12 protein-coding genes are annotated in these 15412 nt (G+C 60.9%); 6 read left to right on the top strand and 6 right to left on the bottom strand.

The window, feature by feature from the left end; genetic code table 11:
- Positions 1-42: 42 nt before the first annotated feature.
- Positions 43-426, top strand: a complete 384-nt coding sequence (gene gcvH / locus NN484_RS05415; protein ID WP_127648004.1) for a glycine cleavage system protein GcvH — start codon at positions 43-45, stop codon at positions 424-426.
- Between the two features lie 99 nt (positions 427-525).
- On the opposite strand, the gene NN484_RS05410 is transcribed toward gcvH, so the two are convergent.
- A complete protein-coding gene (locus NN484_RS05410; protein WP_274658696.1) occupies positions 526-1665 on the bottom strand; it encodes a DegT/DnrJ/EryC1/StrS family aminotransferase in 1140 nt (379 codons plus the stop codon).
- 156 nt (positions 1666-1821) lie between these two features.
- Between NN484_RS05410 and gcvP the strand changes: the two genes are divergently transcribed.
- On the top strand, positions 1822-4695 hold the full coding sequence (gene gcvP, locus NN484_RS05405; RefSeq protein ID WP_274658695.1) for an aminomethyl-transferring glycine dehydrogenase: 2874 nt from the start codon (positions 1822-1824) through the stop codon (positions 4693-4695).
- A gap of 188 nt (positions 4696-4883) precedes the next feature.
- On the opposite strand, the gene NN484_RS05400 is transcribed toward gcvP, so the two are convergent.
- The 3 genes from NN484_RS05400 to NN484_RS05390 all read right to left on the bottom strand — a co-directional run bounded on the left by NN484_RS05400 (position 4884) and on the right by NN484_RS05390 (position 7483).
- Entirely contained in the window at positions 4884-5204 is a 321-nt protein-coding gene (locus tag NN484_RS05400; RefSeq protein ID WP_169843014.1) for a DUF2388 domain-containing protein, read from the bottom strand.
- 65 nt (positions 5205-5269) lie between these two features.
- Positions 5270-7054, bottom strand: a complete 1785-nt coding sequence (tfpB, locus tag NN484_RS05395) for a type IV pilus assembly ATPase TfpB (RefSeq protein WP_127648001.1) — start codon at positions 7052-7054, stop codon at positions 5270-5272.
- Positions 7055-7144: 90 nt separating this feature from the next.
- A complete protein-coding gene (locus tag NN484_RS05390; protein WP_215500606.1) occupies positions 7145-7483 on the bottom strand; it encodes a hypothetical protein in 339 nt (112 codons plus the stop codon).
- 126 nt (positions 7484-7609) lie between these two features.
- Here NN484_RS05390 and NN484_RS05385 point away from each other — a divergent pair, with 126 nt between their 5' ends.
- Entirely contained in the window at positions 7610-8080 is a 471-nt protein-coding gene (locus tag NN484_RS05385) for an Lrp/AsnC family transcriptional regulator (RefSeq protein WP_127647999.1), read from the top strand.
- An 88-nt stretch (positions 8081-8168) separates the two neighbouring features.
- On the opposite strand, the gene NN484_RS05380 is transcribed toward NN484_RS05385, so the two are convergent.
- Positions 8169-9539, bottom strand: a complete 1371-nt coding sequence (locus tag NN484_RS05380) for a CYTH domain-containing protein (RefSeq protein ID WP_127647998.1) — start codon at positions 9537-9539, stop codon at positions 8169-8171.
- 156 nt (positions 9540-9695) lie between these two features.
- On the opposite strand from NN484_RS05380, the gene argE reads away from it, so the two are divergent.
- Positions 9696-10841 (top strand): acetylornithine deacetylase, encoded by a 1146-nt coding sequence (gene argE, locus NN484_RS05375; protein ID WP_215500607.1) that lies wholly within the window; start codon positions 9696-9698, stop codon positions 10839-10841.
- Positions 10842-11094: 253 nt separating this feature from the next.
- On the top strand, positions 11095-12393 hold the full coding sequence (gene argA / locus NN484_RS05370) for an amino-acid N-acetyltransferase (RefSeq protein WP_215500608.1): 1299 nt from the start codon (positions 11095-11097) through the stop codon (positions 12391-12393).
- A gap of 113 nt (positions 12394-12506) precedes the next feature.
- On the opposite strand, the gene tauA is transcribed toward argA, so the two are convergent.
- Entirely contained in the window at positions 12507-13496 is a 990-nt protein-coding gene (gene tauA / locus NN484_RS05365) for a taurine ABC transporter substrate-binding protein (RefSeq protein WP_215500770.1), read from the bottom strand.
- Positions 13497-13859: 363 nt separating this feature from the next.
- Here tauA and NN484_RS05360 point away from each other — a divergent pair, with 363 nt between their 5' ends.
- On the top strand, positions 13860-15185 hold the full coding sequence (locus tag NN484_RS05360) for an OprD family porin (protein ID WP_215500609.1): 1326 nt from the start codon (positions 13860-13862) through the stop codon (positions 15183-15185).
- Positions 15186-15412 lie beyond the last annotated feature (227 nt).

Here is a 15412-nt window from a genome sequence, read left to right as displayed (position 1 = left end):
CCGGCGGGCGTGACCGCTGACAATTTCTTGAGGACACCGAGCATGAGCAATATCCCCGCTGAACTGCGTTTTGCCGAAAGTCATGAGTGGGCGCGTCTGGAAGCCGACGGCACCGTTACCGTGGGCATCAGTGATCACGCGCAGGAAGCGCTGGGCGATGTGGTGTTCGTCGAGTTGACTGAAGTGGGCAAGGTGTTTGCGGCCAATGAGGCGGCTGGTGTGGTCGAGTCGGTGAAAGCGGCGTCCGACATCTACTCCCCGATTGCCGGTGAAGTGATCGCCGTCAACGAAGAGCTGAGCGGTTCGCCGGAACTGCTGAACTCCGACCCGTACGGTGCGTGGATCTTCAAGCTCAAACCAGCCAACGCTGCTGATCTGGACACGCTGCTCGACGCTACCGCCTACCAGAAAAGCATCGGCGAGTAATCCTCGCTCTCTGTAGGAGCTGCCGCAGGCTGCGATCTTTTGTTCTTGTCTTTAAGGGCAAAGTCAAAAGATCGCAGCCTGCGGCAGCTCCTGCATTGATCAGGGCTTCAATACGGCTTTGACTGCCGCCACTGAACGCTCGACGTCGTCCTTGGTCATGGTGGTGAACATCGGCAGCGACACGATCAAGCGTCCAACGCGCTCAGCCACCGGCAGCATGCCTTCCTTGAAACCGCGCTCGCGGTACAGACTGAGTAAATGGATCGGCGGGTAGTGATAGCCGATGCCGATGCCTTTGGCCTGCATCTGCTCCATGAACGTGGCCCGCGCTGGCAAACCGTCCTTGCGCTCCGGCAGTACCAACTGGAACAGATGCCAGTTGCTGTTGGTGAAATCCGCTGGCGGCAGCTGGGCACCATAGGTCGCTTCAAAGTCATCGCCAAAACATTTGAAGTAGTGACGGGCCAGTTCCTGGCGATGGGCAGTCAGCGCTTCGATGTGGGCAAATTGCCCCAAGCCGATGGTCGCGGCGACGTCGGTCATGTTGAACTTGCCGCCGAGCACATCAACGTCCAGCCCATCGAAGCCGTTGCGGGTCACGCCTTGCAGACGATACTTCTCCGCCAGCCGTGCTTCTTCCGGGGTGTTCAGCACCAGGCAACCGCCCTCGGAGCAGGTCACGTTCTTGTTGGCCTGGAAGCTGAACGACACGAAATCACCGGTGGCGCCGATGCGCTGGCCGTTCCAGCTTGAACCCAGCGCTTGGGCGGCGTCTTCGACAATGCGCAGATTGTGTTTGCGCGCGATGGCGTACAGCCGATCCATGTCCACCGGCAGGCCGGCGAGGTACACCGGAATCACCGCTTTGGTGCGCGGGGTGATCGCCGCTTCCAGTTGGTCCAGGTCGATGTTGCGGGTCACCGGATCGATGTCGGCGAACACCGGGGTGGCGCCGACTTCGAGAATCACGTTGGCGGTGGCGACCCAGGAGATTGGCGTGGTGATCACTTCGTCATCTGGCCCGATGCCGGCGATGCGCAAGGCGATTTCCATGGTGCAGGTGCCGGAGTTGAACGTGCGCACCGGGCGCCCGCCAAAGTATTCCGACAGCTGTGCTTCAAAGGCCTGGACCTTCGGCCCGCTGGTGATCCAGCCGGAGCGCAGCACATCGCCGACGGCGGCAATCGTGGCTTCATCGATGACAGGTTTGGAAAACGGCAGGAACGGCAGTTGGCTCATGAGGATTCGATCATCCGAAAGTTGGGCGCCTGATGCAGGCGCTACAGCATGCCCCGGAACGTCCTGTGCCGCCAAGCCGTGCGCGTCGGTATCGGCTGCTATGCTGGTTTGACCGTGTTGCATTGACGCCGAGCGCCAGTCAAAAGAGAGCCCGTCATGTCCCAGTTGCCATCCTTGAGCCAGTTACGCGACCCCGAAGCCTTCCTGCGCCGCCATTTGGGCCCCGACGCCGCCGAACAGCAGGCGATGCTCGACAGCCTCGGTCTCGGCAGCCGGGTCGAACTGATCGAGCAGACGGTACCTCCGGGCATTCGCCTGAACCGGGCGCTGGATCTGCCGCCGGCCCTCGACGAACAGGCGGCGCTGGCCAAGCTGCGCGGTTATGCCGAGCAGAATCAGCTGTGGACCAGCCTGATCGGCATGGGCTACCACGGCACGCTCACGCCGACCGTCATCCTGCGCAACGTGCTGGAAAATCCTGGCTGGTACACCGCTTACACCCCGTATCAACCGGAGATCGCCCAAGGCCGTCTCGAAGCGCTGCTCAACTTCCAGCAATTGACCATCGACCTCACCGGGCTTGAGCTGGCCAACGCCTCGTTGCTCGACGAAGCCACCGCTGCGGCGGAAGCCATGGCGCTGGCCAAACGCGTGGCAAAGTCGAAGAGCAATCTGTTTTTCGTCGACGAGAACTGTCATCCGCAAACCATTTCCGTGGTGCAGACCCGCGCCGAAGGTTTCGGTTTTGAGCTGATCATCGACGCTGTGGATAACTTGAAGCATCATCAGGTGTTCGGCGCACTGCTGCAGTATCCCGACACCCACGGCGAGATCCGTGATCTGCGACCGGTCATTGATCAACTGCACGCGCAGCAGGCGCTGGCCTGTGTGGCGGCGGATCTGTTGAGCCTGTTGTTGCTGACGCCGCCGGGTGAACTGGGCGCGGATGTGGTGTTTGGTTCGTCGCAGCGCTTCGGCGTGCCCATGGGATACGGCGGCCCGCACGCAGCGTTTTTTGCCAGCCGTGACGAATACAAACGGGCGATTCCCGGGCGGATCATCGGCGTGTCGAAAGATGCCCGCGGCAACGTCGCGTTGCGCATGGCCCTGCAAACCCGCGAGCAACACATTCGTCGGGAGAAGGCCAACTCGAACATCTGCACCGCCCAGGTGCTGTTGGCCAACATCGCCAGTTTCTACGCGGTGTACCACGGGCCGGAAGGCTTGAAACGGATAGCGCAGCGGGTGCACCGGTTGACCTGCATTCTGGCGACGGGCCTTGAGCGCCATGGTATCCAGCGGGCCAACGGACAGTTTTTCGACACCCTGACCCTCGACGTCGGTGGCGCGCAGAGCGCGATCATCGACAGCGCCAAGGCCGCGCAGATCAACCTGCGTATTCTCGGGCGCGGTCGAGTGGGGCTTAGCCTCGATGAAACCAGCGATGAAAGCACAGTGGCCAGGTTGTTTGACGTGTTGCTGGGTGCCGATCACGGTTTGAACGTCGAGCAACTCGATGCGGAAGCACTGGTGTCAGGCATCCCCGATAACCTCCAGCGCAAGACGCCTTACCTGCGCCATCCGGTGTTCAATGCCCATCACAGCGAAACCGAGATGCTGCGCTACCTCAAGCAGCTGGAGAACAAGGATCTGGCGCTCAACCAGTCGATGATCCCGCTGGGCTCCTGCACCATGAAACTCAACGCCACCAGCGAGATGCTCCCTATCACCTGGCCGCAGTTCGCCAATCTGCACCCGTTCGCGCCGCGGGAGCAGGCGCTCGGTTACACCTTGATGATCGAAGAGCTGGAGCGCTGGTTGTGCGCGATCACCGGGTTCGATGCGATCTGCATGCAGCCCAACTCCGGAGCCCAGGGCGAGTACGCCGGGCTGCTGGCGATTCGCAAATATCACGAGAGCCGGCATCAGGGCGCGCGGGACATTTGCCTGATTCCGTCCTCGGCCCACGGCACCAACCCGGCCTCGGCGCAGATGGCCGGGATGCGCGTGGTGATCGTCGAATGCGACGAAGCCGGCAACGTCGATCTGGATGACCTGAAAACCAAGGCCGCCGAGGCGGGGGACAAGTTGTCGTGCCTGATGGCGACCTATCCATCGACTCACGGTGTATACGAGGAGGGTATCAGCGACATCTGCGAAGTTATCCACAAGCACGGCGGGCAGGTGTACATGGACGGCGCCAACCTCAATGCGCAAGTCGGGCTGGCGCGGCCGGCGGACATCGGCGCCGACGTATCGCACATGAACCTGCACAAGACTTTCTGCATTCCCCATGGTGGCGGCGGGCCGGGTATGGGGCCGATCGGCATTCGCGCACACCTGGCGCCGTTCGTCGCCAATCACCCGGTGGTGCCGATCGACGGCCCGTTGCCGCAGAACGGCGCGGTCAGCGCGGCGCCGTGGGGCAGCGCGAGCATCTTGCCGATCAGCTGGATGTACATCGCGATGATGGGGCCGCAATTGGCGGATGCCAGCGAGGTGGCAATCCTGGCGGCCAACTATCTGGCCCAGCACTTATCCGGTGCATTCCCGGTGCTGTACACCGGGCGCAATGGGCGGGTGGCCCATGAATGCATTCTCGACCTGCGGCCGTTGAAGGCGCAGACCGGGATCAGCGAAGAGGACGTCGCCAAGCGTCTGATGGACTACGGCTTCCACGCGCCGACCATGTCATTCCCGGTGCCGGGGACATTGATGGTCGAGCCGACCGAAAGCGAGTCCAAGGCTGAACTGGACCGCTTTATTGGCGCCATGCTGAGCATCCGCGCAGAGATCACCGAAGTGCAGAACGGCAACTGGCCGGCGGAAGACAACCCGCTCAAGCGTGCGCCGCATACCTTGGCGGATGTCACCGGGGTCTGGGAGCGGCCGTACAGCATCGAACAGGGCGTCACCCCGGATGCGCACACCAAGGCGCATAAATACTGGCCGGCAGTGAACCGGGTGGATAACGTCTATGGGGATCGCAATCTGTTTTGCGCGTGTGTGCCGGTGGATGATTACCGCTGATCTCCCTGTACACCCGATTCATTGTAGGAGTGAGCCTGCTCGCGATAGCGGTGCATCAGTCACCGAATCCGTTGTCTGGAGTACGGCTATCGCGAGCAGGCTCACTCCTACAGAGGGACCTTAGTGAGTCAGGAATCACGGGTAAAAAAATGCCGCTCATCTGAGCGGCATTTTTGTGTACAGAAGGCTTACTCGGACGCTACCGCGTTCTTCGCCAGAATCGCATTCGCCAGTTCCATGTCCGTGGCCTGCAGGCCCGGGTTGTCGGCGCGGACTTTCTGCATCGCTGCTTCCAGGTACGGCCCACGGATGCCGCCATCGCTGGCGACGAAGCTGCCGGCATCGTCCTGTGCGGCAACGATCAGCTTGTGATCCTTGAAGGTCAGGTAGGTCGAGCCGGTGGTGGCGCCGGACGAAATGACGTTACGCCAAAAGCTGTCGGCCATCGCTGAACCAACGGGAAGGGACAGCAAGGCAAGGGTGGCGACAGCAAGTTTGAGACGCATGATTGAATGACTCCTGGGGTTAACTACGGCCTTGGATTGCGATTTCCCCGATCCGGTTCCGTAGTGGCCTATTTCTGCTCGCTTTGCGGTGTTACCCGCAGCACTTCTTCAAGGGTTGTCAGCCCCGCCGCGACCTTCTGCGCACCCGACAGGCGCAGGCTGCGCATGCCTTCCTTGAAGGCTTGCCGGCGGATGGCGGTGAGGTCGGTGTCCGGGGAGATGAGCGCTTTGAGGCTGTCGCTCAACTGCATGATTTCGTAAACCCCGGCGCGCCCGTGATAACCGGTGTCGCGGCACTCCAGGCAACCGATCGCCCGTTGCGCGTTGCCCGGCAGTGGCGCTTGCCACGGGCGTGTCAGGGTTTGCCAGTCTTCCTCTTCCAGCGTCAGCGGGGCCTTGCAGTGCGGGCACAGCGTGCGCACCAGACGCTGGGCCATGACCCCGAGCACCGTGGCCTTGATCAGATAGTGCGGCACGCCGAGTTCCAGCAGACGGCTGATGGCGCTGGGCGCATCGTTGGTGTGCAGGGTCGACAGCACCAGGTGGCCGGTGAGTGCGGCCTGAATCGCCATTTCGGCGGTCTCCAGATCGCGGATCTCGCCGATCATGATGATGTCAGGGTCCTGTCGCATCAGCGCGCGCACCCCGGCGGCGAAGCTCAGGTCGATGTTGTGCTGGACCTGCATCTGGTTGAACGCCGGCTCGACCATTTCGATCGGATCTTCGATGGTGCAGAGGTTGATCTCCGGCGTCGCCAGCTTCTTCAGGGTGGTGTAGAGCGTGGTGGTCTTGCCCGAACCGGTCGGTCCGGTGACCAGAATGATGCCGTTGGGCTGGCGGGTCATGTCCTGCCAGCGGCGCAGGTCGTCGGCGGAGAAGCCTAACTGATCGAAGTCCTTGAGCAGCACTTCCGGGTCAAAAATACGCATGACCATTTTTTCGCCAAACGCGGTGGGCAGCGTAGATAGCCGCAGCTCCACCTCGCCGCCGTCGGGGGTCTTGGTCTTGACCCGGCCGTCCTGGGGTTTGCGCTTTTCGGCGACGTTCATCCGCCCGAGGCTTTTCAGGCGGCTGACGATCGCCATGGTCACCTGCGGCGGAAATTGATAGACGTTGTGCAGCACGCCGTCGATGCGAAAGCGCACCGTGCCCTGTTCGCGGCGCGGTTCGATGTGGATATCGCTGGCGCGCTGCTGGAAGGCGTACTGGAACAGCCAATCGACGATGTTGACGATGTGCGCATCGTTGGCATCCGGCTCCTGATCGCTGGCGCCGAGGTTGAGCAGTTGTTCGAAGTTGCCGAGGTTGCCGCTTTGCTGATCGGCATTGTTGGCACCGCTGACCGATTTGGCGAGACGGAAGAATTCGACGCTGAAACGCTGGATGTCCACCGGGTTGGCGACGACTCGTTTGATCGGCAGCTTGAGCACATGGGTCAGGTCAGCCTCCCAACCGGTGACGTAGGGCTGGGCGCTGGCCACGACCACGGCGTCGCGGTCGACCGCCACTGCGAGAATCTTGTGCCGCTGGGCAAAGGCGTAAGACATCAGCGGAGTGATCGCGGCGACGTTGATCTTCAACGGGTCGATGCGCAGGTACGGCTGGCCGGCCTGCTGGGCCAGCCACAGGGTCAGGCTTTCCAGGTCCAGGTGTTTGCCCGGACGGCTGAGGTCGTCCAGTTGCTGGCTGGCGATGAACTCCAGCGGATGCTGCTGGCCGTGGGTCGCGTGGCGGCGGCGGGCGTTGAGCGCCTGCTCCGCCGAGTCCTGGCTGATGAAGCCCTGGGCGACCAGTTCACGCAACACATCGTTGAGATCCAGCCAGCGGTCCTGAGTGGCGAGTTGAACGGACATGCGGGCTCCTTTTGAACGACAGTTCGCAAAGGATAGTCGTGGCCCCGCAGACCGTTGGGCCACTACCCGACGAAGCCGTTGCCGGATTTGTCAGCCAGCCGCTTGCGCGGGCGCATCCCACGCCGCGTCGGCGTTTTGCAGAGTTACCGAGCAGACGCTGATCAGGTTACGAAGTTTTTCCGCGATCACCTGGGCGCGATGCCAGCTCAGGCCACCCATGACAATGTCGATCGACAGCAGATCGTCGAGCCGTTGCGCATTGACCTGCTCCGGTGTGAGGAACTGCAAGGCGAACAGGTTCAACACCCGCACCAACAGATCCGGTTCAGCTTCGGCAAGAATCTGATACTGCGCCAGGCAATGGGCGTTGCTGACGTTCCAGACATCGGCGCGGGTCGGGGCGCTGTTCACGGCTTCAAGGTGCGGCATGGCAAGTCTCCAAAATCACTGGAGAAATTTTTACATTCGGTGTCGGGCATTTCTTGGCTAAGATCGGTGTTATTGGCGGTTGATCGACTGGAACAATTCGCAGGATCTTATATTTGAGGTTTTTCTATGCATAGCGAACTGGACGCCTACGACCGCAGGATACTCGCCCTGCTGCAAGAGGACGCATCGCTGTCCAGCGCACAGATCGCCGAGCAGGTGGGTTTGTCGCAATCGCCGTGCTGGCGGCGAATTCAGCGGATGAAGGAGGAGGGGATCATTCGTGGTCAGGTGACCTTGCTCGATCGCAAGAAGATCGGCCTGAACACGCAGATCTTCGCCGAAATCAAACTCAACGCCCACGGGCGTTCGAATTTCACCGAATTCACCGAGGCGATTCGCGGCTTTCCGGAGGTGCTGGAGTGTTATGTGCTGATGGGCGCGGTGGACTTTCTGTTGCGCATTGTCGCGGCGGACATCGAGGCGTATGAGCGATTCTTCTTCGAGAAGCTGTCGCTGGTGCCGGGGATTCAGGAAGTGAACTCGATTGTGGCGTTGTCGGAGATCAAATCCACGACCAGTTTGCCGGTCATGCGCTAAAGCAAAAGATCGCAGCCTTCGGCAGCGCCTACATGAGACAGGCGTACACCCTGCAGGAGCTGCCGAAGGCTGCGATCTTTTAGCGGTATTACATACGCAGGAGCATTTTCCAGGCACGGTTCTGGTAAACCGCAATCGCCTGCTGCTTGCGTGCATCGAGCAGTTCGTCAGTGATCGTCGGTTCGTTGGCCAGTTGCGCCAGTTTGTTCAGCTCGCCGTACAGGCGGTCCATTTCCGGGATCTCCAGCACGTTGCGCGCGTGGTGCAGCCAGACCTGGATGCGTTCGATGCGTGGCAGTTGCTCGGCCAGATCTTCCGGTTGCTGCTGATAGCGCTGCAATTGCAGGGACGTGGCTTCTTCGCCCAACAGCCGCGGCAACCAGCTGTGCAGCTGCGCGGCGCCCTGGCGATTGCCGCGGGTGTTGCGCTCGGCGGTCCAGGTGCGGGCCAGCAGCCAGCGCGACGCGGTCAGCGAGAACAGGCCCCAGCGTGGATCTTCCAGCTCTTCGAGGAATTGCTCCGGCGCAGCTTTGCGCACGTCTTCGTCCTCGATGCCGACCTGAACCAGCGGGCGCCAGTCTTCGAGCAATGCATCGAGTGCCACGCGCAAGTCGTGAGTCGCCGGACGCGGTGCGGCCTGGCCGAGGCTGCTGAGCAGGGCGCGCATTTCCGCGAGGTTTTCGACCCAGTCCTGCAGCAGGCGCCAGTGACCGTTGAAACGGTACTGTTCAGCCAGACGCTGACTGCTGCCGAGCAAGTGCCAGCCAAGGGCGGCGAAAGCATCGTCCAGTTGAGTTTCCGGGGTCAGTTGTGGCGCCGGCAGGCTCAGCGAGTAGCTGTTGGCGTCGTACAGACGGTAGCCGCGTTCAGCCTTGCTGATGTCGCACGGCATCAGGGCCAGGGTCTCGGCCAGTTCGGCAGCCAGTTCCAGCAGCGCGGCCGGCTCGCCTTCGCGCAGTTCCAGTTCCAGCTCGCAGATCTCTTCTTTCTGCTTGCCGACCACCACGTGACCGAGGTCCAGTGCGGCTTCGATGACCACTTTGGCCTTGCCGCGGCCCCAGGCGATTTCTGCGCGCTCGCGGACGAAATCGGTGGTGAAGATCGGCTTCAGGGTTTTCTTGTCCAGCTCGGCCAGCGACTCGGGCCAGCATTCGCCGTCGAGTTTCTTCACGTCGAGCTTGGCTTTGGGCAACTTCCAGTCGTACTCGTTACGCTCGGACAGACCGGCAACGCTCTGGCCGCGGGTCTTGAGGGTCTGAATCACTTCGTCACCGTCCTTGCGCAGGCGCAGGGCGACTTTGGCCTGGGCCAGATCGCGCTCGGGGGTGTCGAAGTACTGGTTCATCAACTCACGGCGTTCCCAGCCATTTTTGTTGCGTTTTTTCAGTAGCGGGTGCTCGCGCAGGGCGGCGAGGGTTTCGCGGCTGACGCGGAGTTTGATTTCGGTTTCTTTCTGCATGGCCGGAAAATCCAGGATCGGGAGCGCAGCCGGGGGAATGTGTGGCTGCCAAGGCCGTGCAGTGTACAGGACTGATACGTCCTACGCCCTGCGGCGGTTTATTCCTGGCGCCGGATGGCTCTATGATGGACTTCAAACCGGGAGTTGGAGTCAGCGATGCCTTTGCCGTCCATGCAAGACCAGTTCGCTGCACTGATCGCCGCACCATCGGTCAGTTGCACCCAACCGAGCCTGGATCAGTCCAACCGGGCGGTGATCGACTTGCTCGCCGGATGGCTGGGTGATCTGGGCTTCAGTTGCGATATCCAACAGGTCAGCCCTGGTAAATTCAACCTGCTCGCCAGTTTCGGCAGCGGCCCCGGTGGCCTGGTCCTGGCCGGGCACAGCGACACGGTGCCTTACGACGAGGCGTTGTGGCAGACCGATCCGCTGAAACTCACCGAAGTCGACGGCCGCTGGGTCGGGCTTGGCAGCTGTGACATGAAGGGCTTTTTCGCCCTGATCATAGAAGCCGTGCAACCGCTGCTCGATCAACCGTTCAAGCAACCGCTGCTGATTCTCGCCACTTGTGATGAAGAAAGCTCGATGTCCGGCGCCCGGGCGCTGGCCGAGGCCGGGCGTCCCATCGGGCGCGCGGCGGTGATCGGCGAGCCGACCGGGCTCAAACCGATCCGCATGCACAAAGGCATCATGATGGAGCGCATCGACATCCTCGGGCAGAGCGGCCACTCGTCGGATCCGCGTCTGGGCCACAGCGCCCTCGAAGCGATGCACGACGCCATCGGCGAGCTACGCGGCTTGCGCCTGTTGTGGCAGCGCGAATTCAGTAACCCGCAGTTCAGCGTGCCGCAACCGACCATGAACTTCGGCTGCATCCATGGTGGTGACAACCCCAACCGCATTTGCGGCCAGTGTTCGCTGGAGTTCGACCTGCGCCCGCTGCCGGGCATGGACCCGAAAGTCCTGCGTGCGGAGATTCTGCGCAAGCTCAATCCGGTGGCCGAGCGGCATCAGGTTAAGATCGACTACAAGCCGCTGTTCCCGGAAGTGCCGCCGTTCGAGCAGGCCGAAGACGCCGAACTGGTGCGCATCGCCGAGAAGCTCACCGGTCACAGTGCCGAAGCAGTAGCGTTCGGCACCGAAGCGCCTTATCTTCAGCGCCTTGGCTGCGAAACCATCGTGCTCGGCCCCGGCGACATCGCCTGTGCGCACCAGCCCGGCGAGTACCTTGAAATGTCACGTTTGCAGCCTACCGTGCATCTATTACGGCAGTTGATTGAACATTACTGCCTGAAGAGTTGAACGCATCCCTTGTAGGAGCTGCCGAAGGCTCGGGCCGCGATCGGACGATCTTTTGATTTTGTTTTGAAGATCAAAAGATCGCAGCCTGCGGCAGCTCCTACAGGGGTGAGCCGTTAAATTAGTGGTAATCCACCCCGTATTCATGAGGAGAGCGCGCGTGTCGCCAAGCCTGTTCCGACGATAACCATCAGCCCGCTGTGCGTTTTTCGTTTCGCCCTTTTTTCTGGCTGCTATTTATTACAGGCCCAGGTTCATGCCCGAATACGTCAATTGGCTTCGCCACGCGTCCCCTTACATCAATGCCCACCGCGATTGCACCTTCGTCGTCATGCTGCCCGGCGACGGCGTGGAGCATCCGAACTTCGGCAACATCGTTCACGACCTCGTGCTGCTGCACAGCCTCGGCGTACGTCTGGTGCTGGTCCACGGTTCGCGCCCGCAAATTGAAACCCGTCTCGCCGCCCGCGGCCTGACCCCGCACTACCACCACGGCATGCGCATCACCGATGCGGCAACGCTGGAGTGCGTGATCGACGCGGTCGGTCAGTTACGCATCGCCATCGAAGCGCGGCTGTCGATGGACATGGCTTCGTCGCCGATGCAGGGCTCGCGTCTGCGGGTGGCCAGCGGCAACCTTGTTACCGCGCGGCCGATCGGCGTGCTCGAAGGCGTTGATTATCACCACACTGGTGAAGTGCGCCGGGTCGACCGCAAGGGCATCAATCGTCTGCTCGACGAGCGCTCCATCGTGCTGCTGTCGCCGCTGGGCTACTCGCCGACCGGTGAAATCTTCAACCTGGCTTGCGAAGACGTCGCCACTCGCGCCGCCATCGACCTGGGCGCAGACAAACTGCTGCTGTTCGGCGCTGACCTGGGTCTGATCGACGAAAGCGGCAAACTGGTGCGCGAACTGCGTCCGCAGCAGGTGCCGGCGCATCTGGCGCGTCTGGGCAACAACTATCAGGCCGAACTGCTGGATGCCGCTGCCGAAGCCTGCCGTGGCGGTGTCGCGCGCAGTCATATCGTCAGTTACGCCGAAGACGGCGCGCTGCTGACCGAGCTGTTCACCCGTGACGGTGGCGGTACGCTGGTGGCCCAGGAGCAATTCGAACTGGTGCGCGAGGCGGCGATTGAAGACGTCGGCGGTTTGCTCGACCTGATCAGTCCGCTGGAAGAGCAGGGGATTCTGGTGCGTCGCTCGCGTGAAGTGCTGGAGCGCGAGATCGAACAGTTCAGCGTGGTCGAGCGTGAAGGCATGATCATCGCCTGCGCGGCGCTGTATCAGATCGCCGATTCGGATGCCGGTGAGCTGGCGTGCCTGGCGGTGAACCCCGAGTACCGTCACGGCGGTCGCGGTGATGAGCTGCTGGAGCGCATCGAGACCCGCGCCCGGGAACAAGGCCTGAAAACCCTGTTCGTCCTCACCACCCGTACCGCGCACTGGTTCCGCGAACGCGGTTTCGAGCCCAGCAGCGTCGAGCGCCTGCCGGCGGCACGGGCGTCGCTGTACAACTATCAGCGCAACTCGAAGATCTTCGAAAAAACCCTGTAACTCTGGGGCTGCATGAGCTCCCTGTAGGAGCTGCCGCAGGCTGCGATCCTTTGATCTTGTTTTCAGTGAATCAAAAGATCGCAGCCCGCGGCAGCTCTTACAGGGTTTTGTGATTACTCAGTGATGTACTTCGCGCTGACGTAAGGCGAATAGTCCGGCAGCACCGTTTCAACCTTGCCCTGTTCCTTCAAAAACTTCGCCGTCTCACCAATCGCCTTGGCCGTGCCGCCGTCCAGCAGCGCGGTGGTTTGCTGTGCCTTGGCATCCGGGAAGGCTGAACCTGCGAGCAGCTCCGGAACGTCGGCCGCATTGGCACCGGTCAATTTGGCGATTTTCTGTACCGGCACCGAGTCGGCCGTCCAGCTGTCTTTATGGCTGGCGTAATCGGCAAACGCGTCTAGAGTGACCTTGGCAAACTTGGCCACCACTTCAGGGTGCTTCTCGGCGTAGTCCTTGCGGGCGACCCAGACTTCGAAGGTCGGCGCGCCCCATTGGCCGACTTGTGCGGCATCGGTCAGGGTTTTGCCGGTCTTGCGGATTTCTCCCAGCGCCGGCGACCAGACAAACGCACCGTCGATGTCTCCGCGCTTCCACGCGGCAGCGATTTCCGCTGGCTGCAGGTTCACCACTTTGACTTTGCTGGTGTCCAGGCCCCAGTGCTTGAGTGCGCCGAGCAGGCTGTAGTGGGAGGTGGAAACGAAGGGCGTGGCGATGGTCTTGCCGACCAGGTCCTGCGGAGTGTTGATCCCGCTACCGTTGCGCACGACCAGCGCCTCGGCGGCATTGATCTGCGCTGAAACGATGAATGCGACGATCGGCAGATTGCGCGAGGCGGCTGCTGCCAAAGGGCTGGAGCCAAGGTTGCCGATCTGCACATCGCCTGATGCGATGGCTGTCACAACTTCCGGACCACTGTTGAAGCGGCGCCAGTCGATGGGCTGGCCGATGGTGCTCTCGTAGGTGCCATCGGCCTGGGGGACTTTGCTCGGGTCGATACCGGTTTGGTAGCCGATGGTGAGGTTGGCGGCGTGGGCGGAGAAAGAAATTATTGCTGACACACAAACTGTAACAATTTGACTAGATAGTGCACGTTTGACCATGATGGCGTCGCCTTTTGGATAGGGTTTGACGTGTTTTAGATGCGTCAACGCTAATCGATCTAAAAAAAGGCAAACAAATACCATTTAGTAATTAGCTTAGTAGCCGATACCCTGTGTTGCGCTGCAGGCGGCCATTAATTAGCCATATGCCTGAATGGTATAAAAAAGAATGAAATAATTCTTTTTGGGGTTATCAGGAAAGTCAGTACTGTGCAGGGACCCAAATACTGCGATTAGACCTTGGTCGTAGACACACAAGGTTACGATTGACTTGTCAGTCACGCTCTGGCGCTAATCGCGAACCTACGGATCCGGGCATTCGACCAGGACCAGGAACACAAGAATTAGAAACGAGAGGAGCTTTACATGAACAAGTCCACCTTGGCCCTGGCTGTGGCCGTAGGGGTTTTGGCGCAGCAGGCAGGCGCCGCCGGTTTCATCGAAGACAGCAAGGCCACTCTGGGTCTGCGCAACTTCTACATCAACACCGACAACCGTGATGGCGCTGGCGCGAACAAGAACGAAGAGTGGGGCCAAGGCTTCGATCTGCGTTTCATCTCCGGCTACACCCAAGGCACCGTGCAGTTCGGTGTTGACGCGATCGGCCTGTACGGCGTGCGTCTGGACTCCAGCCCGGCCACCAGCGGCAACTCCTCCGGTACCGCTTCCGGCGGCACCGTGTTCCCAAGCGATGGCAACCGTGCCGTGCATGACTTCGCCAGCCTGGGCGTGACCGGCAAGGTCAAGATCTCCCAGACCGAACTGAAGGTCGGTACCCTGATGCCGAACAACCCGGTCATCAAGTACAACGACGGTCGCCTGCTGCCACAAACCTTCCAGGGCGAAGCGATCACCTCGAACGAGTTCAAGGATCTGACGCTGACTGCCGGTCAGGTTGAGGCCGTCAAGGGTCGTAACTCCAGCAACAACGAGAACATGTCGATTGCCGGTGCGAACGCCGGTTCGAACTACGACAAGGGCGTGTTCAGCAACAAGTTCTACTACGGTGGTGCAGACTACAAGGTCACTAAAGACCTGACCGCTTCGTACTACTACGGCGAGCTGAAAGACTTCTACTCGCAGAACTTCCTGGGTCTGGTACACAACTGGGGCATCGGCCCGGGCGTACTGAAAAGCGACCTGCGTTACTACCGCAGCCGTGACAACGGTGCCAACGGCGATACCGCTGCCTACTACACCAGCGGTTACTACGGTGGCAAAACCGTCAAGGGCAAGGTCGACAACGATCTGTACAGCTACCTGGCGCTGTACTCGGTTGAAGGTCACACCTTCGGTGCCGGCTACCAGTACACCAAAGGCGACAGCGACTTCCCTTGGCTGAACCAGGGTGACGGCTCGTCCAACAGCACCATCACCGACATGCAGATCCAGAAGTTCGCCCGTGCTGGCGAGCGTACCTGGCAGGCTCGCTACGGCTACGATTTCGCCAAGATCGGCGTTCCTGGCCTGACCGCCAACCTGATCTACCTGCGTGGTAACAACATCGACACTCCACTGGGCGAAAAAACCGAGTGGGAACGTGACCTGACCATCGGTTATGTGATTCCGGAAGGCCCGCTGAAAAACCTCGGCGTTGCCTGGAAAAACGCGATGTGGCGTACCGACCTGGCGAACACCCGTTCCCAGGACGAAAACCGCCTGATCGTCAGCTACTCGATCCCGCTGCTGTAATAGCGCGCTCAAGCGGCTGATGTAAAAAAAGCCCCGTCCGGCACCGTGCCGGACGGGGCTTTTGCATTTCGAGTCAGACTCACCCCCGTAAGCCCTTCCCGAAATTCCCCTCTTTTGCAGCTACTCAAGGCCTTCTCGAACCTTGAGGGCGATGTTCGTCGCGTTGTCGGCGAGCGTCCAGTGAACGATGTTTAATATTCCTTTAGATTCTAGATATCTAGTTATTT

It is taken from the genome of Pseudomonas serboccidentalis (assembly GCF_028830055.1).
Taxonomy (GTDB): Bacteria; Pseudomonadota; Gammaproteobacteria; order Pseudomonadales; family Pseudomonadaceae; genus Aquipseudomonas; species Aquipseudomonas serboccidentalis.
The sequence above is the reverse complement of the archived record's forward strand: the minus strand, read 5'-3'. Positions and strand labels throughout refer to the sequence as shown.